This is a genomic window from Leeuwenhoekiella marinoflava DSM 3653, assembly GCF_900129005.1.
Taxonomy (GTDB): domain Bacteria; phylum Bacteroidota; class Bacteroidia; order Flavobacteriales; family Flavobacteriaceae; genus Leeuwenhoekiella; species Leeuwenhoekiella marinoflava.
The window spans coordinates 205,334-229,201 of record NZ_FQUN01000006.1; the positions used below are offsets into that span (position 1 = coordinate 205,334).

At 36.4% G+C, this 23,868-nt stretch carries 12 protein-coding genes; all 12 read left to right on the top strand.

Annotated features, from left to right (window positions below):
* The first annotated feature begins 7 nt into the window (after window positions 1–7).
* The 12 genes from BUB91_RS05700 (at window position 8) to BUB91_RS05755 (ending at window position 23,868) form a co-directional block, all read left to right on the top strand.
* Window positions 8–2,326 carry a DUF5703 domain-containing protein gene (locus BUB91_RS05700; RefSeq protein ID WP_073098119.1) on the top strand — a complete coding sequence of 773 codons (2,319 nt, stop codon included), beginning with the start codon at window positions 8–10 and terminating at the stop codon, window positions 2,324–2,326.
* Between the two features lie 11 nt (window positions 2,327–2,337).
* Window positions 2,338–4,794, top strand: coding sequence for a T9SS C-terminal target domain-containing protein (locus BUB91_RS05705; protein ID WP_241652569.1), 2,457 nt, complete (start codon window positions 2,338–2,340; stop codon window positions 4,792–4,794).
* Between the two features lie 8 nt (window positions 4,795–4,802).
* Window positions 4,803–6,812, top strand: coding sequence for an aceric acid hydrolase (locus BUB91_RS05710; RefSeq protein WP_073098124.1), 2,010 nt, complete (start codon window positions 4,803–4,805; stop codon window positions 6,810–6,812).
* A gap of 182 nt (window positions 6,813–6,994) precedes the next feature.
* A complete protein-coding gene (locus BUB91_RS05715) occupies window positions 6,995–10,348 on the top strand; it encodes a SusC/RagA family TonB-linked outer membrane protein (RefSeq protein ID WP_073098126.1) in 3,354 nt (1,117 codons plus the stop codon).
* 19 nt (window positions 10,349–10,367) lie between these two features.
* Window positions 10,368–12,332: a RagB/SusD family nutrient uptake outer membrane protein gene (locus BUB91_RS05720; RefSeq protein WP_073098128.1), complete on the top strand. Its 1,965-nt coding sequence runs from the start codon at window positions 10,368–10,370 to the stop codon at window positions 12,330–12,332.
* Window positions 12,333–12,390: 58 nt separating this feature from the next.
* Entirely contained in the window at window positions 12,391–14,118 is a 1,728-nt protein-coding gene (locus BUB91_RS05725) for a polysaccharide lyase (RefSeq protein ID WP_128759310.1), read from the top strand.
* Between the two features lie 67 nt (window positions 14,119–14,185).
* On the top strand, window positions 14,186–14,857 hold the full coding sequence (locus BUB91_RS05730; protein ID WP_073098130.1) for a DUF3826 domain-containing protein: 672 nt from the start codon (window positions 14,186–14,188) through the stop codon (window positions 14,855–14,857).
* Window positions 14,858–14,905: 48 nt separating this feature from the next.
* Entirely contained in the window at window positions 14,906–18,058 is a 3,153-nt protein-coding gene (locus BUB91_RS05735; RefSeq protein WP_073098132.1) for a DUF6298 domain-containing protein, read from the top strand.
* The gene (locus BUB91_RS05740) at window positions 18,055–19,476 is read left to right on the top strand and encodes a glycoside hydrolase family 140 protein (protein WP_073098134.1); all 1,422 of its coding nucleotides are present in this window, start codon (window positions 18,055–18,057) and stop codon (window positions 19,474–19,476) included. The genes BUB91_RS05735 and BUB91_RS05740 overlap by 4 nt, the downstream gene beginning before the upstream one ends.
* 91 nt (window positions 19,477–19,567) lie before the next feature.
* On the top strand, window positions 19,568–21,058 hold the full coding sequence (locus BUB91_RS05745; RefSeq protein ID WP_083557848.1) for a glycoside hydrolase family 28 protein: 1,491 nt from the start codon (window positions 19,568–19,570) through the stop codon (window positions 21,056–21,058).
* Window positions 21,055–21,996: a glycoside hydrolase family 43 protein gene (locus tag BUB91_RS05750; RefSeq protein ID WP_073098138.1), complete on the top strand. Its 942-nt coding sequence runs from the start codon at window positions 21,055–21,057 to the stop codon at window positions 21,994–21,996. Before BUB91_RS05745 ends, BUB91_RS05750 begins: the two co-directional genes overlap by 4 nt.
* On the top strand, window positions 21,997–23,868 hold the full coding sequence (locus BUB91_RS05755) for a sialidase/neuraminidase family protein (RefSeq protein WP_206635264.1): 1,872 nt from the start codon (window positions 21,997–21,999) through the stop codon (window positions 23,866–23,868). It abuts the gene before it with no gap.

Genomic DNA, 23,868 nt, shown 5'->3' on the forward strand with positions numbered 1-23,868 from the left:
CCGCACTATGAAAATTGTCTTTTTTGTTTTATTCTTTCTTTCATTCAGTTTACAAGCACAAGTGCCTGTACTCAATGATTATGATCAGGTTTGGGACACACAAAGTAAAAACTCTTCTGAGTCTATGCCTTTAGGAGGCGGGGACATTGGAGCAAACGTTTGGGTAGAAAAAGGGAATCTTTATTTTTATTTTTCGCGAAGCGGAACTTTTGATGAACACAACACCCTGCTTAAATTGGGTCGTGTTAAAATCAGTTTAAATCCCAATCCTTTCAAGAATCAGGAAGGCTTTCAGCAGAAACTTAATCTGAAAGAAGGCTATATATCAATAACGCAAAATGCAACTGAGATAAAACTTTGGGTTGATGTATTTGCACCGGTTATTCATATAGATTTAACAAGTGCTAGTCCTGTTTCTGTGACGGCTTCTTATGAATCCTGGCGCTATAAAAACAGAAAGGTTCTCGGTAAAGAAAATAATGCAAATTCTTATAAATGGGCACCGCAGGGAGAGGTTATTACGTATGCAGATTCAGTAAATTTTAAAGAGAATAGGATTGAATTTTATCATCAAAACAGAGTTAAAACTGTTTTTGATGTCACTGTTGATCAACAGCAGATGACCGCCGTTAAAGATCAAATGATGAACCCTTTAAAAAAATTGACTTTTGGCGGAGTTCTTTGTGGAACTGATTTTACTGCTGAGGGTATCTACGATGGAATTTATAAAAATACTGATTTTAAGGGGTATACGCTGAAAAGCAAAAAATATTCTAAAAAGCACCAACTTAAAATTGTGCTTCACACGGAGCAAAATGCAGCAATAGCAGCTTGGCGTGATAATCTGAACCACTTAATTAAATCTTATAAACCGAATCATAAAAAAACAATTTCCTGGTGGAATGATTTCTGGAAGCGCAGCTTTATTTATACTGGTAATACTGTCAGCAATAAAAATGATTCTCTCTACCAAATAGGTCAAAATTATCAGCTTTTTAGATATATGTTGGCTGCAAATGTCTACGGTAAATATCCAACAAAATTTAATGGAGGTCTTTTTACTTATGATCCTGTTTTTATAGATTCTACTACTGCTTTTACTCCGGATTTTCGCAATTGGGGCGGAGGTACGATGACAGCTCAGAATCAGCGATTGGTATACTGGCCAATGCTCAAAAGTGGAGATTTTGATATGCTTCCGTCTCAACTGGATTATTATTTGAGCTTGCAAAAAAATGCAGAGCTCAGAAGTACGGTTTATTGGGGACACGAAGGAGCAGCGTTTACCGAGCAATTAGAAAATTTCGGCTTGCCTAATCCGGCGGAATATGAATGGAAAAGACCGAAAAATTACGACCCAGGAATGCAGTACAATGCCTGGTTAGAATATGAGTGGGATACCGTTTTTGAGTTTTGTGATATGATGCTTAGTCTGAATAGTTATGATGGACAAAACCTTCAAAAATATAAGGGATTTATTTTGAGTTGTATCCGCTTCTTTGATGAGCATTATCAATATTTAGCACGTAAGAGAGGTCGAAAAGCATTAGATGCTATGGGACATTTAGTTTTATATCCCGGTTCTGCAGCTGAGACTTATAAAATGGCAAATAATGCTAACAGTACCATTGCTGCACTTCGGGTTATTGCAAACAAATTAATCGGTCTGGGAGAAAATGAATTAGATAAAGAGCAACTGATTTATTTAAAAGATTTTAAATCCAGAATACCACCACTTAATTACAGAGAAATTCAAAATCAAAATGTATTAGCACCTGCTAAAAGTTGGGAACGAATCAATAATACTGAATCTCCACAGCTTTATCCTGTTTATCCCTGGGGTATTTATGGTATAGGGAAACCCGATCTGCAAACAGCACAGAATACTTTTAATTACGATCCTGATGTTTTAAAATTCAGAAGTCATATAGGTTGGAAACAGGATAATATTTTTGCAGCCAGACTGGGTTTAATTCAAGAAGCTTCACAATTAAGTTTACAAAAAATGTCAAACTCCGGGAGACGTTTCCCTGCATTTTGGGGACCGGGATTTGATTGGGTACCTGATCATAACTGGGGTGGTAGCGGTATGATAGGAATGCAAGAAATGCTTATGCAAGAGGCTGAAGGTAAAATTTATCTATTCCCAGCTTGGCCAAAAGATTGGAATGTACATTTTAAACTTCACACATTACAAAATACTACAGTAGAGGTTAAGCTTATAAATGGAAAAATTGAAGATTTGAGTGTCTTACCTAAAACGAGAGAAAAGGATATAATCAGCCTTTTAAATTTTTCAGAAATAGAAAAACTAAATATTAATTAGAAATACGTATTATGAAACCTATAATTTGGAGTAAAATACTTTTAATGCTGCTAGCTGTAAATGCAGCGAGTTGTCAGGTACAGGAAACTAAATCTGTAAAACAACCGGTTAAAATAGATTTGGATTTTGGAGGTCGGAAAGTTTTGGAAGTGAACGATCCCAATTACAAATCCTGGATGATTAACGAAGGAGAATCCAGTGAATTTACTACAGATTCTTTGTCTTTTAGATTAAAAGGAGCACTCAATTCCTCTTGGTATAAAACAGGTATTCAAGCACCTTATTATGCTAGATTGATAAGTGATGGAGTGCGATCATCTGACGGAATTGATTTAGAGATTAAAGGTTTAAAAGCTGGTGAACACTCTTTTTTAGGATTTCATAATACCTTTGATAAATTAGAAGGTGAAAAAACTACAGCACTATCAATAGCTGTAAATGGGAAGCCAGTAACTTCTGTAGAACCGTCAAATAGGGCAGAGAAATCAATAGATGCTGCAGTGTCTTATTTTAAATTTAATGCTCAAAAAGGAGAGCCCGTAGTCATACATTTTGACATTATTCAAGAAAATGGAAATCTTCAAAAACTTGTTTTAAATGGGTTTGAAATAGATACTCCGAACTTAAAAAAGCAAGCTGCTAATGCATATCCTGAGGATAATGATGAACACGTAGTTATATCTGACGATTTTAAGCTTAAATGGGATTCTCCTGAGGGTACTGAAAAGAGTTTGATTTATTTCGGAGCTGATTTAGACGAGATTAAATCAGCGAATCAGAGTTCAGATAGTTATCAAGGAGAAATTTTAACTAATACATTTAGTGTTCCTGAACTGTACAGTAGAAATACATATTACTGGCGGGTTGATACAGTAGATGATGAAGGAGAAATCACTCCTGGTAAAGTATGGTATTTTAAACCGGCTCAATTAGCATTTAAAGGAGCAGAAGGCTATGGTCGCTTTGCTATAGGTGGGCGTGGCGGAATCGTTGCAGAAGTAACCAATCTTAACGATAGTGGACCGGGAAGTTTGCGCTATGCAGTAGAAGAATTAAAAGGTCCTCGTACCATTGTTTTTAATATTTCAGGAATAATTGAATTGGAGTCCAGATTAGTGGTCAGTGATCCTTATGTAACTATTGCTGGTCAAACTGCTCCCGGAAAAGGAATACTGATTGCAAATGCGCCGATAGGTCTCACAGGAAATGATGGTATAATACGCTTTCTAAATGTTGCGATTGGAGCAGGTCGTACTTATGATGGTATGGGCTTAACAGGAGCAGATCATAGTATTATAGATCACAGTTCTATACGGTGGACGATTGATGAATCATTTAGTTCTCGCGGAGCTCATAATATCACATTGCAAAATACTTTAATTGCAGAAGCTTTAAACGTTGCAAATCACGGTAAATATGAAAATGGTAAAATGCATGGTTATGCAGCAACTATAGGTGGTGATATAGGTAGTTTTCATCATAATCTCTTAGCTCATAATTACGGTAGAAACTGGAGCATGGGAGGTGGACTTAACGGAGAAGGGTATTACAGCGGTCGTCTAGATATTCGTAATAACGTAGTTTATAATTGGGGACACAGAACTACCGATGGTGGTGCAAAAGAAGTGAATTTTGTAAACAACTATTATAAACCAGGTGTTGCTTCAGATATTTTTTATGCTTTAACCGCAGATCACGAAGGAGTAGGAAAAGGGAGTCAGCGATACTATTTTACAGGAAATGTTATGCCCGGTCATTTTGAGGAGAACAATCAAGAGAAAGGAAGAAGATCAAGAATCACAAATAATGAGGTGGTTGATTATGAAACATTTGTAGATAAACCATTTTTTCCATCTTATGTCAAAACGCAAACAGCAAAAGAAGCTTACAAAACAGTGCTTTCTGATGTAGGAGCAAATCAGCCTCGATTAGATGATCACGATAAAAGAATCATACAGGAAACCTTAAACGGAACTTTTAAATACACGGGTAGCAAAAGTGGGATAGCAGGTCATATTGATACTGAAGATGATACAGCGGGCTGGGAAGACTATCCTGTAATCACAAGGCCTGATTCTTGGGATACTGATCACGATGGATTACCAGACTGGTGGGAAAAATTGAAAGGATTAAACCCTAAGAGTTCAAAAAATGACTTTTCAGACACAAATTTGGACGAAAATCAAGATGGTTTTACCGAATTAGAAAATTATTTAGAATGGTTAGCTAAACCGCACTTCGTTATTAAGGAGGGAGATACTTTAAGTTTTTCAGTTAAAGAATATTTTGAAGGTTTTACAGCTAGTCCCGTATATTCAGTAAAAGCAATAACTAATGGTTCAGCAAAAATAGAGGAGGAGAGTCTAGAGTTCAATTCCAAAGGAAAAGGTTTTGCTTCTTTTACAATTTCGGTTAAAGATAAAGATGGTGATACGATGGACCGTCTTGTTAATGTACTCATTCAATAAGTAGAATAATGAATGTAATAGTGGTAAATCTTATTATAGTATTTAGCCTTAATTTGACTTTTGCTCAGACCGGAGGCATCACAGATACTTCAAAAAGTCCTTATGCAAAGTTGCAAAGTGTTAACCTTAATGCGGTAAAATGGACAGAGGGTTTTTGGAAAGACCAACTTAAAATTGAAAATGAGCATACCCTACCCTATATGTGGGATTTATATCATAAAGAAGAGACTCACGCTTACAATAATTTTGAAATAGCTGCAGGCTTATACAAGGGCAAACATGATGGCCCTTCTTTTCATGACGGAGATTTTTATAAAATTTTAGAAGGAATGGCGGCCAGCTACGCAGTTACTGGTGATCAGGAGCTGAATAAGCAAATGGATGAAGCGATCGCATTAATTGCAGATGCTCAGCGTGAAGATGGGTATTTACATACCCCTGTTTTAATTGAAGAACGGTGGGGCACTCTAGGACCAGAAGCATTACAAAAGCAATTGGGGTTTGAGAAGTATAATATGGGACACCTTATGACTGCTGCCTGCATTCATTATAGGTCTACCGGAAAATCTAATTTTTTAAACATCGCAAAAGGCGTTGCTGATTATTTATATGATTTTTATAAAAAGGCATCCCCAGAATTAGCCAGAAATGCGATTTGTCCCTCTCATTATATGGGTGTTATAGAGATGTATCGTACTACACGAGATATACGTTATCTAGAACTTACTAAAAACCTTATCAATATAAGAGGTACAACAGCTGATGGTACAGATGATAATCAAGATCGAATTCCTTTTAGAGATCAAACTACTGCGATGGGACATGCGGTGAGAGCTAATTATCTGTACGCCGGGGTTGCAGACTTGTATGCAGAAACTGGGGAAGCGGTACTTTTGGAACGACTCAATTCAATTTGGGAAGATGTAACTAAACGAAAGATGTATGTAACCGGTGCTTGTGGTGCACTCTATGATGGAGTATCACCCGATGGGACCTCCTACAATCCTACCGATGTACAAAAAATTCATCAGGCATATGGAAGGCCTTATCAATTGCCTAATGCCACAGCACATACTGAAACTTGTGCAAACATTGGTAATTTATTATGGAACTGGCGCATGTTACAACTAACGGGTGATGCAAAATATACTGATGTTATGGAGCTAAGCCTTTACAATAGTATTCTCTCTGGAATAAGCCTTACGGGTAAAGAATTTAACTATAATAACCCACTGGCTATTTATCAAGACTTACCTTTTGATCAACGTTGGGGTAATGTACGCCAAGGTTATATAGCACTTTCAAATTGCTGTGCTCCTAATGTGACCCGTACTTTGGCAGAAGTAGCAAACTATGCATACAATTTAACAAAAAATGGACTTTTTATAAATTTTTACGGTTCAAATAATTTAAAAACCAATACGTTAAATGAAGATTTAATTGAGTTAGAACAGCTTTCAAACTATCCTTGGGATGGTAAAATCACTATAAAAATAAAAAAAGCACCAAAAGGTATTTATCATATCAATCTCAGAATCCCTGGGTGGTGTACAGATGCTTCTTTACTCGTAAATGGTAAAACTATTGAAAACTTAGATCCCGGCACTTATAAGAATGTCGCCAAAAAATGGAAGCAAGGAGATGTAATTGAACTTGAATTACCTATGAGTGTTAATTTTATAGAAGCTAACCCTCTAGTTGAAGAGACTAAAAATCAAGTAGCTGTCAAAAGGGGACCTTTGGTTTACTGTTTAGAATCTGAAGATATAATCGATGAAATTGATTTAAAAAAAGTTTCAATAAATATTGATTCTCCGTTTAAAATAGAGAATCAAGATATTTCAAAAAGAAAAATTATAACCCTAAAAGGCTCAGGTTTTTATAATAACTCAAATTGGGAAGAAAATTTATACCAGCCTTTATCAAGAAATGAGCAAAAAGTTTCTATTACATTAATTCCTTACTTTACTTGGGGTAATCGTAATAATGGCGACATGTCTGTGTGGTTAGCTTATTAGAATAGAGAATTAAATTGACAAAAAAACATTTACAAAATCGACCGCTGTTCAAAAATAGCAGTTAAATATTAATAATATCACAAATTTAGCAGTGTAATAATTCAAATCTTGTTTTTTACACTTTTTATCGCAATCGATTGAGAAAACTTAAAACAGAAAATAATTTATCAAATCATTCACCAATGAAAAAAACAATTACTAAAATTAGCCTGATGCTTATTTTGGTTCTTTGTTTTTCTGCCGCTTATGCTCAGCAGAATACCGGAGATCAAAAAACAGTGACAGGAACTATAACTGATCCTGAAGGAAATCCTATACCAGGAGTTAATGTATTAATTAAAGATTCAGGTAATGGGGTAGTTACAGATTTTGATGGTTCCTATTCAATAAGAGCATTCGAAGGAAACACGCTTGTGTTTACTTTTGTGGGATTGAAAACGAACGAAAAACTTGTTGGATCTCAAAATACAATCGATATCATTATGGAAGAAGATAGTTCTGTACTTGATGATGTTGTAGTAGTAGGTTATGGAAGTCAAAAAAGAGCAGACATTACTGGAGCTATTGAAACGATAAAACCTAATGACATTCAAGACTTACCCGTTTCTAACTTAGCAGAGTCTTTGAGAGGTCAGATTCCTGGTTTCTCTGTGTCTGGAGGTTCTCAGCGTCCCGGGGATGGTGCAACACTACAAATACGTCAAGGTTTTGGTTTTTCAAAAGATGGTAATTCGCTTTTACCATTAATTGTAATAGATGATATGATTCAGGTTGACCCTCAAACCGGGCAACCTACGTTAGAAACCTTTAACCGTTTAGATCCTTCAGAAATTGAAAGTATTACTGTTTTAAAGGATGCATCTGCTGCTATATATGGGGCACGTGCTTCACAGGGAGCTGTTGTGGTAAAAACGAAACGTGGTAAGATAGGTAAAACATCATTCAACTATTATACTCAATTAGCAGTTAATGATGCTGTGAGTCATAGTAAAACGATGAGTGCCTATGAATATGGAGTTTGGCATAACAGGTATTTAAAAGCAGATAATCGTGATAATGAAGGTCGAAATCTTTTTTCTGATGATGAGTTAGAGCGTATGAGAAGTTTAAACTACGATTGGTTAGACCAGGCTTGGAATACAGCAACTCAACAAAGACATTCTTTAAATATGAGCGGTGGTGACGAAAAAGCCACATACTTTGCAGGTGTTACTTACTTTACTCAAGAAGCAAATTTAGGAGAACAGGATTTTGATAAGTGGAATTTTAGAACAGGTGTAAATGCAAAAATATCAGATGATTTTGATATTTCGGCTTCAGTTTCAGGAAATTCAGGTTATGTAGAACGCTCATTTACTAAAGCTACCGCAAACATTAACGACAGCAGTTACGGGTCTAAAGCTGGTGGTGGGGAGCAAGGAGATTATGGATACTTGCTTCATATGCCCAAGTATATACCTATAACTACAACGATTGATGATGAAGAGTACTATATGTCTCCTTTTCCACGTACAGATCGTAATTTAGGTAGTGCAAATACAAATCGCACAATTGCAGGATGGAATTATTTTGCAACCTTAAATAATGGATCGAAGCAAACTACTGAGGATTTTACCTATAATATTAATGCTTCAGTAAATTATAATGTCCCTTTTATAGATGGCTTATCAGTTAAGGGAACTTTTTCAAGAAATGAAACTTCAGAGTATACCGAACAAATACAACTGCCTTATACCTTAACCCGTATTACCAATTATAATTCGGAAGGGAACCATTTAGAAAATGAAAACTCGGATTATAAAATTGAAGAAAATCAAAGAAATTCTAGAGTTTATTATAATAGTTTCAAGAGTAAAAGTGCACAGGCAAACCTTTTTGTTAATTATGAAAAGACTTTTGGTGATCATGATTTAAGTGCAATGGTCTCAATGGAACGTTCAGAATCTGAATATAAGAGTACGCGTCTTGCTTATGAAAACACATCTTCAGATTATTTAGGAACAAATGAAACTGCGGGAGAACTTTCTGATAATTCAACTGCATTTAAAGGGGAGTCAGGTACTTTATCTTACTTAGGCCGTTTGAATTATAGTTACAAGTCAAAATATTTATTTCAATTTTTATTCAGAAGTGATGCTTCAACAAAATTTGCACCAGAGAATTATTGGGGATTCTTTCCATCTGTACAGGCAGGTTGGATTATGTCTGAAGAGAAGTGGTTTGAAGAAGGCTTACCATGGGTAGATTTCTTTAAAATACGTTATAGTTTAGGTAAGACCGGGAAAGATAATATTAAACCTTGGCAATGGGTACAATATTATGATATCTACGTAGATAAAGGTTTACAGTTTGGAGAAGACGGTGGTCGTTTAGGAGGAGCATTATCACCAAAATTGAATCCTAATAGAGATGTAAGATGGGATAAGACAATTAAGCATAACTTAGGTTTTGATATTAATCTATTGAAAAATAGATTACAGATAGGAACCAATTTTTACTATGATAAGACAACAGATTTATTGCTAAATACCGCTAGTACTGTGGGAGTTCCAATTTCTGTAGGAGGTGGTTTTGCTGAAGAGAATTTTGGAGCTGTTGACGCATGGGGGTCAGAATTTACAGTAGCCTGGAGAGATAATATTGGTAAAGATTTCGATTACAATATAGGGGTCAACTTTGGATATTCAAACAATAAAGTTATTAAGTATCCTGAGCAGCCCCTGTTACACCCATCAAATAATAATGTAAAAGAGGGAGCATCATTGTTTTTTCCTGCTTGGGGCTTTCAGACCTGGGGAGGCACATCTACCGGAGATGGTATTTTGCGTACCGATCAAGATGTTGATAATTATTGGGATTACTTATCTCAAAGAGCAGCAGCAGCAGGTACAGAGCCTAGCTATTTAGGTATTAATAGTGTAGATGGCTTACGTAAGGGAATGCTTGTTTATGAGGATGTGGGTGGTGCATTTAATAGTGAAGATGGTACTCAAGCCGGTCCTGATGGTCGTATTGATAATCAGCTAGATTATGTTAAGCTTGATGATAATAATAGAACTTATGGTTTTACCTCAAACCTCAGATTTCAATATAAAGGTATTTATCTAAGAACTCAGATTTCAACATCTTGGGGAGGTTACAGTGAAATAGACCGTGTTAAACAAGGGACTTCATCTTCTCATAGTTTTTGGGCTCATGAAAGTTATTGGACCGATATGTATGATGCAGATAATAATGTAAATGGTAAATATCCTAATCTAGCTTTTTACGATTCAAGTTCAATGGGTGCAAATTCAAATTTTTGGAAGATTAACACCTTTAATGCTATGATACGTAATCTAACTATTGGCTATGAAATTCCTCAGAAATTCCTTTCCACACTTAATGTTCAGAGAGCTTCACTTGGCGTGACCGGTAATAACTTGTGGTATTTCAATAATCCGTACCCAGACAATTACCGAAACAATTATGACAACTCTTTTGTAGGTTATCCTACCTTAAGAACCTGGTCTGTAAACCTGAGTGTATCATTCTAATTCTAAAAGCATAAAAATTATGAAAACAACAATTAATATATATATGAGTATGGTGCTTTTACTTGTGATGAGCGCCTCATGTACCGATGACTTTCTGGAAGAAAAAAGAAATTTTGGAGAATATGATGATACCTTTTTTCAAAGTCAAGAGCGTGTAGATTTTTATATCAATAACATTTATTATGATTATTTCCAAAGTTTTACATCTCCTACAGCTAGCTTGGTAGGTTCTTACAATACAGAATATTCAGGATTAACAGAAGAAATAGGGGGAATTAGTAGGTATATAGATCCTACAATTAATTTAGTGACCGCTGATGAAACTTCAGCTTATTATGGAACACGATTAGAAAATAAATTAAAAAATGAACCTTATCACAGAATACGGGACTGTAATGTTCTGATTGAAGATATTGATGTAAAAGGTGCAAATTTAGATGAAGAGTATAGAAATACAGCAAAAGGACAAATGTATTATTTGCGAGCAATTCAATATTTTGATTTGATGCGTGTTTATGGAGGTGTTCCAATTGTCACAACAGTAGAAAATGCATCAGTTACTGACGAAAGTTTACAAATTCCTCGAGCATCTGTACCAGAATTGGTTGATCAAATTACTTCTGATCTAGATATGGCTGCAAGTTTGTTACCTGGAACATGGAGTCCAGGAGAATATGGGAGATTTACAAAAGGTGCAGCTCTTGCGCAAAAGGCAAAAGTATTACTAACTTTTGCTAGCCCATTATTTAATACAGACTGGGATAACAACAGCAATGAGCGTTGGCAGGCTGCCTTAAAGGCTGGTCTAGATGCGGAGTCTCAGTTAGCTTCAGATGGCTATGGTTTATATGGGAATTCTGCACAGGATTGGGAAGAAATGTTTGTAATAGACAACACCTTTAACCCTGAAGCTATTACGGTACACCTCTTAGGAAATGGCAATACTGACAGTTTCTTGAATAATTCATGGGAGCAAAATATACGGCTTAACAGTCAGGGTGGGGGTAACGGTCAGAATGTACCTAAAGAAATGATAGATCTATTCCCCATGGCAGACGGTTCAAGACCTACTGCAGAAAATGGGTACGACGATTTCTTATTTTTTCTGGATCGTGATCCCAGATTTTATAGAACATTTTCCTTTTCCGGACAGCAATGGGGTTATGATGAAGATCCTGATGATACGGTATGGGCTTATCGTTGGAATACTCATGATGGAACAGAGTATTATAGCGATAACAACCAGATGTCTAGTCCTGCCTTTGTGCGTAAAATGACAAATACTTCGGCTACTAATGAAAGTGGTTTTGAATATTCGGGAACCGATATTTTTGAATTCAGATATGCAGATTTACTACTTATGATTGCCGAATCTTATGCGGCCACAGGCAATGTAGGAAATGCAGTAAGTTATATAGGTCGGGTAAGAGAGCGAGTAGGTATTCCTTCTACAAATAATTATGGTATAGGAAATTTAGCAAATAAGTATGAGGCTTTAGAAGCCTGCTTATACGAGCGACGCGTTGAACTTGCTTATGAAGCAAAAAGATTTTGGGATGTTCACCGCTGGATGTTGTATAGTGATGATGCTTCTGCTAATAATACTACCTGTCAGAAACTAGGTGTAGAGCCACTAAATGGTAGTAAGCGTACTGGTAACCTATTGCAATACAATATGCAGGCAGCCACCGCCGATGATCCACTTGCAACAGAACGTGCAGCAATTTCTGTAAATCCTGATGCAGCAGATTTTGAAGCACAGTTGCAAACATTGGCAAGCTTTTATACTACTAATTTTCAGTTGACAGCACTTCCTGTTCCTCTTGATAATGTCAATGATCAACAAGCCTTTATAGATTTTAAGCCTAATTATTATGTTATGGGACTAAATAGAGAGGTGCTCACTCAGAATCCATATTTAAGACAAACGATTTTATGGCAAGATGCTTCAGGATCATTAGGAACTTATAATTATAGAGAATAAATATATAGAAGCTGTTTAAAGAACAGCAAATATTACCCAAAAACAAAAAATTATTTTTATGATAAAGAAGAATGTTTTATTGCTACTATTTGTATTTAGCCACTGTTCAGTCATTTTCGCTCAATATCCATCTTTAACAGATGCGGATAGAAAGCTCGAAAAAGAAATAATTGATGCAGCCTATGCTCACTCAGATGAAGCGTGGGAAGAGGCTAGTAAAATAGTTCAAAAAGAAGCTAGAGCAGGAAAACCATACATACCTTGGGCAGCCAGACCTACAGATTTACCACAAGCTGAGATACCGGCATTTCCAGGAGCAAAAGGAGGAGGCATGTACACCTTTGGAGGTCGAGGAGGAAAAGTTCTAACTGTTACAAGTACAGCAGATAGTGGCCCGGGATCTTTAAGAGAAGCTTGTGAAACTGGTGGAGCTCGTATCATTGTATTTAATGTTGCAGGAATAATCAAACTTAAAACTCCGTTGATTATAAGAGCACCGTATATCACTATTGCTGGTCAAACAGCTCCCGGAGATGGAATTTGTATTGCTGGCGAGACCGTATGGATTGATACTCATGATGTTATTATCAGACATATGCGTTTTAGAAGAGGTGATACTTTTGTAGGACGTAGAGATGACGCTATAGGTGGTAACCCTGTAGGTAATATTATGATAGATCATGTTTCGGCTAGCTGGGGATTAGATGAGAACATGTCAATTTACAGACATATGTATGAGCCGGGTGCAGATTATAAAGCGGAAAAACTACCTACAGTAAATATTACAATTCAGAACAGTATATTTTCTGAAGACCTGGATACCTACAATCACGCATTTGGAAGCACATTAGGTGGAGAAAATTGTTCATTTATGCAAAATCTATGGGCAAGCAACGCTGGTCGTAACCCATCTATTGGATGGAATGGTATTTTCAATTTTGTAAATAATGTTGTTTTTAATTGGAAACATAGATCAGTAGATGGTGGCGACTATACAGCTAAGTATAACATTATAAACAATTACTTCAAGCCAGGACCTATCACCGGCAAGGATGAGCGTGTAGGGCATAGAATTTTAAAGCCTGAATCTGGTAGAAGTAAGTTAGATACAGTTGTTTTTGGTATGGCTCACGTTGAAGGAAATATAATGGAAGGATACCCCGATATAAATAAAGATAATTGGAATGATGGTGTACAAATGGAAGGTACAGATGGTAAAGAAATGCCTTTTGAAGAAGCAAAAAAGTATTTCCCATATATAAGAGTAAAAAAACCAATGCCAATGCCTTGGATAGGTCAAATAATGCCTGCAAAAAAAGCATATAATTTTGTTTTAGATAATGCAGGAGCAACTTTGCCCGTACGTGATGAAGTAGACCAGCGTATAATAAGAACTGTTAAAACAGGAAAAGCTGAGTATGTAAAAGGTTTGGATCCAGATTCATTCTACCAATTTAAGTACAGACGTCTGGCAAAAGACTCTTATAAAGATGGAATTATAACGGATATTGCTCAAGTAGGAGGTTATCCTGATTATAAGGGAACATCATATAAGGATTCTGATAAAGATGGTATACCTGATGCCTGGGAAGTTAAATACGGCTTAAATCCAAATGACCCTTCTGATGCATCAAAATCGTATGGCGAAAATACCTATACCAATATTGAATTATATATTAACGGTATTGAACCACAGATGAATAAGAAAACAGATTGGACAGCTCTAGAAAATAATGAAGATACCCTTGCCGAGTTAAAAAATGGTTTGGCAAACTATAAGAAATAAGTTGTGTGTATGATAGTTTGCCGGTATTTATACCGGCTGACTATTTTTTAATTTAAAAAGAAAAATCATGAAATATTTTAAGATTCCTGTATTGTTAATATTTCTAGTCTTTTGCAGCTGTAAAAGCACAGCTCAGCAAGATTTTGATCCTGCGTATGTAAAAGTAACTAATGAGCGTGCTCAAAAAATAGTAGATAATTTAGCTATATCTAACACAAAAAAAGAATTAAAAGTACGTGATCTTATTGCAGGTCAATACAGAGCATTAAGCAAGATTCAAGAAAATGAAGAAGCAGAATTAGCTGTTGTGAAAACTAGTAAAATGTCTGAAGAATTAAAGCAGTCTAAAAAAGAGGCGATAACTTCTAAGGTTGATGCTGAAACTAAAAAACTGCACAAGCAGTATTTAAAAAGCCTGAAGAAACAACTTAATGATAAGCAAGTCACTGAGGTAAAAGATGGGATGACTTATGGAGTTGTTGAAATTACCTACGAAGGTTATCAGGATATGCTTCCGGAGTTGCTTAAGGAGGAAAAAGAATATATCTACAAAAATCTTGTAGAAGCGCGAGAACTGGCTATGGATGCGGGTTCATCTAAAGAGAAACATGCCTGGTTTGGTAAATACAAAGGGAGAATTAATAATTATTTATCGCAACGCGGATATGATCTCAATGCAGAAAGCGAGGCTTGGCATAAACGAATAGAAGCTCGAAAAAAGGAAGAAAATAATAATTAAGTCAACTCCTTTTTAAGCATAAGTAAAGATTAACGCCACTCTTCAAAAATGAGTAACCTCCTAAGATATTTTATAAAACAGAAAAATTCAAAAGTTTATTGGCTCTTGCTAATTGTAGTATATGTGTTGCCCACCGTATTATTCTCACAAAAACCTACACCTAAAGTTGAACGAACTATAGATGGGAGGGTTGAACTTATTTCAGATTCTTTAGGAAATAGCATTCCTGATTTCTCTTTTACAGGTTACAAGAACAGCTCAGAATCTATAGTTGATGTTGATATAAAAGCTGTGGTTCCTCATATAGATAGAGATGCTACTGCTAGTATTCAGGATGCATTAGATTATGTTTCTTCACTAGATAAAAATAATGAAGGCTATAGAGGATGTGTACTTTTAGAGAAAGGTATTTATAAGGTTTCAGGAAATCTTAAAATAACCAACTCAGGTGTTGTTTTACGAGGTAGTGGTGCCGGTGAGGGAGGGACTATTTTAAGGAGCACGGGGTCTGAACGAATGGCAATGATTCAAATAGAAGGAAACAAGGGCAGGCAAATAAAAGATACACTTAGCTTTCAAACAACGTACACTCCTTTAGGAGTTCAGCAAATAAAAATTAACAATCCGGCTAAAGTTAACGTTGGAGAATCTGTTTTAATTCAATCAGAATTCAAACAAAACTGGATTGATCAATTACAGATGAATAGTTTTGGCGGGGAAACAGATTGGCTGGGTTGGAAAACAGATGATTTTAAAATTTCAGCAGATAGAGATATTTCAGCAATAAAAGGAAATATACTAACGCTTGATGCTCCACTAACCCAACCATTGAATGATAAATTCGCTAAAAATTATCTTTTAACCTTTGATGGAGATCCTAGAATAATAAATAGCGGGATAGAAAATCTATCTATAGATTCTGAATACAATATTGCAAATGAAAAAGATGAGCAGCATCGTTGGGATGGAATTTCCATAAATAATGCAAAAGACATTTGGGTTAGGCAAGTCAATTTTAGTCATTTAGCAGGAAGTGCTGTGATTGTTTTAAAAAACGGTAAACGTGTTACTGTTGAAGATTGTATATCTAAAAATCCTATTTCAGAAATTGCAGCTTTTAGAAGAAATACCTTTTATACCGAAGGTCAGCAGACACTGTTTCAGCGTTGTTATGCAGAAAATGGATATCATGATTTTGCAGTAGGAGGTTACGGTAATTCAGGTCTTAATGTATTCTTACAGTGCAAATCGGTTTTGCCGTATAGCTATAGCGGTTCTATCGGGAGTTGGAACACCGGTATTTTGTTTGATAATGTAGAGATAGATGGTGATGCGCTGAGTTTTTCGAATAAAGGTCAGGAATCACGGGGACTAGGTTGGAATGCGGCTTATAGTGTAATCTGGGAATCATCGGCTTCAAGAATAGAGAATTACAGTCCGCCTACTGCCCAAAACTGGGCGTATGGAGTGTGGGGACAATTTGCAGGCAATGGTAACTGGGAGGAAGTAAATAGCCACATAAAACCTCAAAGTTTGTTTTATGCATTGCACCATCAACGAAACTTAAAAAATAGTAAGGATTTTAAATTACTTGAGTTGGGGTCAGAACCCTCTTCAAGTCCTACTCAAGAACAAGCTGCGGCATTAACGGAAGAAGCATCTGCGCCCAGCTTGAGTCTTGAAGGGTTTATTACACAAGCAAAAAGCAGAAACAAAATACCTGTTGATTATAAAAAGGCTAAACAATTCAATAGAATTAGTACTAAGGAATCTTCAGATAAAAAATCTTCTCAAGTTGAAATCAAAAATGGAAAACTGGTAGGTTCAAACGGATTGATAACTGGCTCTACAAATGCAGTTCCTTGGTGGAGAGGAAGTTTAAGGGATCGTGATATTGAAAATGCACAACCTCACATAACACGTTTTGTTCCAGGACATTCGGGTAAAGGATTTACAGATAATTCAACAGAGACTGTATCCTATATGACAACCAATAATGTAGCGGCACTAGATCATAATTATGGCTTGTGGTATGAGCGTAGAATGGATGATCACGAGCGGGTAAGACGTTACGATGCAGACACCTGGGCACCATTTTATGAGCAACCTTTTAACCGAAGCGGTAAGTCTGAAGCTTGGGATGGTCTCAGTAAATACGATTTGACATCTTTCAATATTTGGTATTGGGATCGCCTTAAGCAATTTGCTGATTTAGCAGGTGCCGAAAATAAAATCCTACTTAATGAGAACTATTTTCAGCATAATATTCTGGAAGCAGGAGCGCATTGGGCTAGTTCACCATGGCGCAAAGCAAATAATATAAATGAAACTCCATTTCCTGAGCCTCCTCCATACGCAGGAGACAAGCGCATATTTATGTCTAAACAGTTTTATGACGTTTCTAACGATTCCCTGGCTGCATTGCACCGTTTATTTATTGAAAAGAATTTAGAAAACTTCAGGGATAATGGGAATATTCTGCAATTAATCAGTCAGGAGTATACCGGACCTTTGCATTTTATGCAATTTTGGTTGGATGTTATTTCAGAGTTTGAGAGTGAGAAGAAGAACAACTCCAAGATAACCTTAAGTGCTACGAAAGATGTACAGGACGCGATACTTCAGAATAAAGACTATTTAAAACTTATAGATGTAATAGATATAAAATACTGGTATTATAAACAAGATGGAAGCACTTATGCTCCTGAGGGAGGAAAGTTTTTAGCTCCTAGACAGCATGCCCGTCAGATGGATACCGGCAAGGAAACTGAAGCTCAAACCTTTCGCGCTGTACAGGAATACCGAAAAAAATATCCGAATAAAGCAATTATTTATAATACTAACGCTGCTTCCAGAATGGGATGGGCTGTGCTGATGGCCGGAGGTTCTTTACCAGCAATACCTAAAATTGAAATAGAAGATTTTAATAAGGAAGTAGGGTTGATGCAATGCAATTCTGCTTATTCAGATTTGGTTTGGGAGATGAGTAGAACTGGATTAACCTACCTTTTCTATTTTAAGGAAAATGGCAGTATAGAACTTGATCTTTCAACATTCAAAGGTAATTATGAGGCATACTGGATTGATGAAAAGACTGGTGAAATCCTTAAAGAAGTATTGTATAAAGCAGGTTCTTCTCTACATATTTCAAACGATAAAACAGGATCAAAAGTAATCTATATTCATAAAGTAATTAAATGATGAAAAAAATAGCATTCTATAATATATCCATGATTTTTCTGCTTTTTATAAGTGCTTGTAAAAACGAAAAGCCGGTTTCGCAAGACGTGCAAGCAACTGGTGAAGAAGAAACCTTAAAGCCGATTGAGATTGCAGATAATGCTCATTATTTTCAAAAAGAAAATGGAGACCCTTTTTTCTGGCTGGGTGATACCGCTTGGTTGATGTTTACTAAACTAGATCGCAAAGAAATAGCTAACTATTTAGATGACCGAAAGGAAAAAGGATTTAATGTGATTCAGGTAATGCTGCTGCATTCACTTGATGCAGTAAGTAGTTATGGTGATAGCGCCTTAACAGATGGCCAACTCGATAAGCCTATTGTAACTGAAGGGAATTCCTTAGAAAAAGAAGCAGCTTATGATTATTGGGATCATATGGCGTATGCAATAGATTTAGCAGAAGAAAAAGGCTTGTATATGGCTTTAGTTCCTGTTTGGGGCGGGAATGTAAATTCGGGTAAAGTTTCTGTAGAACAGGCTGAAGTTTATGGTAAATTTTTAACCGAAAGATTTAAAAATGAAAATATCATTTGGCTTAACGGCGGCGATACTTTTGGTAATGAATATACAGATGTATGGAATGCTTTAGGTAGTACAATTAAAAAAGGGAGTCCAAATAAATTAGAAACTTTTCATCCTAGAGGAAGACACCAATCTTCAGACTGGTTTCAAAATGAAGATTGGTTAGACTTTAATATGTTTCAATCTGGCCACAGAAGGTATGATCAAGATGATTCTGAGAAAGGATATGGCGAGGATAACTGGAAGTATGTGAATGTGGATTATAATTTAAAACCAACAAAACCTACTCTTGATGGTGAGCCGTCTTACGAAGGAATTCCGCAGGGATTACACGATACCTTACAACCTTTGTGGAACGCAAACGATGTACGCCGATATGGCTATTGGTCTGTTTTTGCAGGTGCTGCGGGGTATACTTATGGTCATAGCGCAATTATGCAGTTTTATACAAAAGAAGATGGTGCAGGTGCTTATGGTAATACAATAAACTGGCAGAAAGCGCTCAATGCCCCTGGCGCAGAACAGATGCAATATTTAAAAAATCTGATGATGCTTTTTCCTTATTTCGCAAGAGTTCCAGATCAGGATTTAATTGTTAATCAAGGTGAAAAGTATGATTATTTAGCTGCTACCCGAGGCGAAGATTACGCAATGATTTATACCTACACAGGAAAAAGTATAAAAGTAAAAATGGGAAAAATTACAGGGGAAGAAGTAGATGCCTTTTGGTATGATCCTAAAGACGGTAGTGACCTTCCTATTGATTCATTTAAAAACGTCGGTATTCATGAATTTGATCCACCGGGTGAGCCGGAAGACGGAAATGATTGGGTATTGGTATTAACATCTAAATAATTATTCATTGAGACACATTAAACACCTATTACTTTTTGTTTTTCTATTGGGGTATACTTCTATAAACTCTAATACTTTAATTAGGTATAATATGCTTGAAGAAGGCGTGAGTAATGAGGGTAGAAAGAGCACAGAAATTATTCAGAATACAATAGATAAAGCTTTTGAGGCGGGAGGAGGTACGCTTTATTTTCCTGCAGGAAATTATCTAACGGGAGCTTTAAAATTAAAAAGCAACATTACTCTTGACCTAGAAGCTGGAGCTGTATTGAAATTTTCTGAAGATTTTGAGGATTACCTTCCATTTGTGCAATTACGTTGGGAAGGAACTGTGCTTAATAGTTTTTCACCGCTGCTTTATGCTAAGAATGCAGAAAACATAACCATTACCGGTAGAGGAGTAATAGATGGAAACGGCAAAGCGTGGTGGACCGAAATGTATCGAATAGAATCTACCGAAAACCTGCCGCTTACTCGGTATCAAAAAATGACACAAGAGCAAAACAAAGGTCTTGAAACGGCTCCTTATTATGAGCGCACTCGTAATTTCTTATTTCACAGACCACCGCTGTTTCAGGCTTTTCAGTGCAAGAATATTTTAATTGAAGGCGTAACTTTTCAGAATTCACCTTTTTGGACTATAAACCCTGCATTTTGCGATAATGTGACCATTGATAAGGTTACGATATTCAATCCGCCTTCTCCCAATACAGATGGTATTAATCCTACTTCTTGTAAAAACGTACACATTTCTAATTGTCATATTAGTGTGGGAGATGATTGCATTACCATAAAATCAGGAAGAGATACAGATGGTCGTAAATGGGCTACTCCCACTGAAAATGTAACCATAACTAATTGTACAATGTTAAGTGGTCACGGTGGCGTTGTTATAGGCAGTGAAATGTCTGGCGGAATTAAAAAAATCACAATTTCAAATTGTGTTTTTGATGACACAGACCGTGGAATCCGCATTAAATCTGCAAGAGGTCGTGGTGGGGTGGTTGAAGACATTCGGGTTTCTAATATCGTGATGAATAATATTAAGCAGGAAGCTTTTATGCTCAATCTGTTTTATGATAAGAATACTACTGAAGAATCGGTATCAGAACGAACTCCTGTTTTTAGAAATATTCATTTTAGTAATATCACGGGAACAGCAGTAAATACTGCAGGACGTATTCTGGGGATTTCAGAAATGCCGGTTCAAAATGTAAGTTTTTCAGATGTAAATATTGAAGCTGAAAAAGGTTTTGAAATACACACCGCCAAAGATTTTCAGTTTAATAATGTACGGGTAACCACTAAACTGGGAGCTTCATTTGAAATCGAAAATGCTCACCAATTTGTGATGACAAATATTTCTTCAAAGAAGCCTTTAAAGAATACACCACTTATAAAGCTTATTAATGTTTCTGATGTATTGCTGACTTCTAATTTTCCATTAGAGAATACAGCTGTTTTTCTTGAAGCTGATGGGGCTGAAACCCGAAATGTTTACCTAAAAAATAATGTTTTTGATAACGTATCGATTCCCGTTAAATCAGGAACGAATTTAAAATCTAAAATCAATTTGAATTGAGACTGATTAGACGACATATTATTGAATGTACTATTCTTCTGATTTCGTTTTTAATTACGAGCTGCGCTTCTAATGAAGCAATTTATCTATTTACTTCTTTTAGGGAACCGGCTACAGAAGGTTTGTATTTGGCATACAGTACAGATGCATATCATTGGGAAGATCTTGAGGGACCTTATTTAAAACCTCAAGTAGGCGAAAGCGGAATTATGAGAGATCCTTCCATAATAAAAGGTAAAGATGATACTTATCATATGGTGTGGACGACCGATTGGCGTGGCGGAACTGGTTTTGGCTATGCTAACTCTAAAGATTTAATAAACTGGTCAGAGCAGCAGTATATACCGGTAATGAAAAATGAATCGGATGTAGTAAATGTATGGGCTCCAGAAGTTTTTTACGATGATATAAATGATAACTATATTATTATTTGGGCTTCAACGATTCCGTTTAGATTTGAAAAAGGGGAGGAAGAAGAGGAAAACAATCATAGAATGTATTTTACAACGACTAAAGATTTTAAGACTTTTTCAGAAACCAAATTATTTTTTGATCCGGGTTTTAGTGTAATCGATTGTGCTTTGTTAAAACGAGGTGATGAAGATTATGTCCTTATTTTAAAAGACAATACCAGACCGATGCGGAACCTTAAAGTAGCATTTAGTAAATCTCCATTGGGACCGTTTACAAATACTTCAGAGCCTTTTTCAGATTATCTTTCTGAAGGTCCAACGGTCCTTCAGAAAGATAGAGAGTGGCTGATCTATTTTGATAATTATGGAGCTAAAAATTATCAGGCAGTTCGTACCTCAGACTTTAAAAATTTCGAGAATATATCCAATCAAATTAAGTTGCCCGATGGGCATAAACACGGGACAATAACTACAATTTCAAGAAGTGTTTTAGATGGACTTCTTGACAAAAAAGATAAACTATAAATGACTCGATCTGTGTATTTAAATAAAGTTTTAGGTGTGTTTTTTATGTTGAGCATCTTGTTTACTATAACGTCTGCAGTTGCTCAACAAGACACCATTAAATATGTAGGTAAAACATTATCTAATATAGATTACCATCATGGGCAACTCCGTCCTGCTGTAGGAGTTCATGCAACGCAAATTATGCGGGCAAGCAGGGAACATCCTGAAAAGTCAGATGGTTTTGGGTGGACCTACAACCATGCGCCTAATATGGCGTACTGGAACAATATGTTTTTTGTTCAGTATTTGAGTGATCCTGTGGGGGAGCATATTCCGCCGAGTCAAACATTTCTAATACATTCTAAAGATGGAAGAGAATGGTCTATGCCGGAAGTTATTTTTCCTATTTATCGCATTCCTAACGGTATCAAAAAAGAAGGAGTAGAAGGAATTTCTAAAGATCTGGATGCGACGATGCACCAGCGCATGGGGTTTTATACCTCTTCAGATGATCGTCTGTTTACGCTTGCTTTCTATGGCATTTCATTGAATGAAAAAGACAGTCCAAATGACGGTAAAGGAATAGGTAGAGTCATCAGAGAAATAAAAAAAGACGGCACGATGGGGCCAATCTACTTTATCAGGTACAATAAATCATGGAATGAATCGAATACCAATTTTCCATTTTATAAAACAAGTAATGACAAAGGCTTGAAAAAAGCTTGTGAAGAGATTTTATCTCAACCTTTACTGATGCAACAATGGGTTGAAGAAGCAGACCGCGATGATCCTTTAATACCGCTTCAAAAACAGTATAAGGCTTTTAGTTATTATCACCTACCTGATGGTGATGTAGTGGGTTTGTGGAAGCACGCTTTAACTTCAATAAGCAAAGATAATGGTGAGACCTGGGAATATTCGCCTACACGGGCTCCAGGTTTTGTAAACAGCAATGCAAAAATCTGGGGACAAAAAACTTCAGATAACCGGTATGCTACTGTTTACAATCCTTCAGAATACCGCTGGCCGTTGGCGATTTCTACCAGTAATGAGGGGATGACTTATACAGATCTGTTATTGATTCATGGTGAATTAACACCGATGCGCTATGGTGGAAATTATAAATCCTACGGACCGCAATATGTTAGAGGAATTACTGAAAATAACGGTACTCCACCAGATGGCAAGCTTTGGGTAAGTTATAGTGTGAATAAAGAGGATATCTGGGTTGCTTCAATTCCGGTTCCGGTTAAAAGTTCGGTTTCAGAAGATGTAAATTCAGTTTTTGATGAACTTCCTGATGATCACGAACTGGACTTATGGAATGTTTACAATTTGTCGTGGGCTTCCGCTAAAATTGAAAAAAAAGAAAGTGGTATTAAATGGCTTACACTACGTGATCACGACCCATTTGATTATGCAAAAGTAGAGCGGGTAATTCCTTCAGCTGAAAAAATGGAAGCGACTTTTATGATTAAACCTGAGCAAAACGATCAGGGTTTGTTACACATCGAATTTCAGAATGCAGAAGGTTTGCCTTCAATTCGTATCATTTTTGATAAGGATGGAAAAATCAAAACAAAATCGGGCTCTCGTTTTAGCGGAATCGCAGACTATGAAGCCGGTAAAGAATACAAGCTAAAAGTAGTTCTAGATGTTACAACGCGGTCGTATACCATTGAGGTGAATGAGCAAAAAGAATCGCGTAAGATTTTTTATGCCCCTGCATTAGCGATTGAGCGTATCATGTTTAGAACAGGAGCAGCACGTCATTTTCCAACACCTGACACCCCGGCTGATAAGGAAGATTATGATGATTTACCCAATACAGGTGCGTCAATTCCGGAGGCTGTTTTCAATATAAAATCATTAATAACTCAGAAACTTTAA